At 72.1% G+C, this 1,654-nt stretch carries 2 protein-coding genes; both read right to left on the reverse strand.

Annotated elements, in window-relative coordinates; genetic code table 11:
• Positions 1 to 453 (reverse strand): serine/threonine protein kinase (locus tag VGD70_RS35325; RefSeq protein ID WP_331089243.1); only part of this gene is annotated, 453 nt, incomplete at its 3' end.
• Positions 450 to 1,654: hypothetical protein (locus tag VGD70_RS35330; RefSeq protein WP_331089245.1), on the reverse strand; the 1,205-nt coding region annotated here is incomplete at its 5' end. The genes VGD70_RS35330 and VGD70_RS35325, both read right to left, overlap by 4 nt.

Raw genomic sequence — 1,654 nt, forward strand, 5'->3', positions numbered from 1 at the left:
GAACCCCTCGGTCCGGCCCGGCTGGTCGCCGCGGGCGCGGCCGACCGCGTGGCCGCAGTTCGGGCAGTTCCGGCGGTCCTCGGGGACCATCGGATCGGTCAGGATCGCCTTGCTGGCGTCGATCGCGGGGATCGGTGGGACATGGGTCAGACCGGCACCCAGCCGGGCCCCGCGCAGGCGGGTGGACGAAGTACCGACGCGTCGGGTCAGCTTGGAGCCGGCGGCCGTGGCGCGGGCCGACCCGAGTGGCGTCGAGGCGAGCCGGTTGGAGGCGCGCGAGACCGTTGACGGCGAACTGATCGGCTCTGGCGCTGCAGGCGCGGCGACGTCCGGCGCACCGGCGACAGCAGAGGGGCTGAGGGCACCAGCGGGCGCGGGGGAGCCGCACACGTCGCAGTAGCCGTCCATGATCGTGCCGGTGCAGCCGGGCTGGGTGCAGGCGATGGTCGTCATGTCGTCCCTCCTGTTGCGCGACCGGACTGGTGACCCTGCTGGGGTCCGGCGGCAAGACTGGTGTCCAGATACGTCTGGTACGCCGCTACGAGCGCGCCGAGCCTGGCCAGGTCCACTGGCTCGGCGTCGAGCACCTCACGGCCGCGCCGGTACAGCTCGGCAAGGTCTTCGGTGGTTCCACTGGTTCTGGCGACGCTGCCCGCCTTCACCTTGTACGCATCCAGGCGCGCAGCAAGCTCATCCCTGCGCTCCAGCGCCGCCCCGTACGCCGATTGCGCTTGCCCCAGCGCACGCCGTACTGCGTCTAGCCGGGTCAGGTACTTCTCCAGCTCAGCAGGGGTATTCGGCACCGGCCCGAGCGCGGTGACATCCGGTACGCCGAGGCGCGGGGCCGGGGTGACTCCGGCGACGCACCTGTCGGCGAGCGCGCGAACCGCTACGCCCTGCGCCTCCAGTTCGGTCCGGACTGCACGAGCGCGGGCGACATCGGCAGCGCGCTCGCGGCGGGTGGCGCCGCCGACTATCAGGTCGCGTTCGTTGCGGGCGGCATCGATCTCGAGGGGACCGATCAGGCCGCCGACATCCGCGCCCCGCTTGGCGCGGTCGGTCAGCTCGGTGACCCGGCGGTCCAGGTCGTGGTGGGCCGCGATCGCCTCGTTGCGGCTGATCGCGGGCTCCCGCCGGACCAGGTCGTTGATCCGCTCCACCTGGGCCCGGAGCTGCCGGAGCCGGGCGGTCAGATCCGCGTCACCCGGCTCGAGTGCGAGCCTGGCGCGCAGTGTGGCGGCGAGTGCGTCCGACAAGGTGCATGCCTCGGGCAACGAAACTGCGAGCGATCCGCCGGCGCCGCCAGTGTTCAGGCCGCCCCAGATCAGAGTGGAGATCCGCTCGGTCTCGGTCGGTCCGACCCGGCCGGAGTCCCAGGTGAGGAGAATCAGTTCGTACCGGTCGGACACGGCCTTCCAGACGGCCATCGACAGCACCACGTCGGCGCTGAGGGCGTCGGTGTCGGCGGACTGCAGAGCCGCCTGGTCCAGTTCGTCGAGCTCGGCCCGGCGCCGGTCGCGCCACGTCCCCAGGGCGTCGAGGAACGTCAGCAGCTCCTTGGCGGGGATGCTGCTGCCGATCTTGCCTGGAGGCTGCGGCGCGACAGCCGTCGGCGCACGAACCGTCATAGAGGCCTGCCGTAGAGGGCCTTCGG

Origin of the sequence: Actinophytocola sp. (assembly GCF_036402745.1) — a bacterium.
Classification (GTDB): Bacteria; Actinomycetota; Actinomycetes; order Mycobacteriales; family Pseudonocardiaceae; genus Actinophytocola.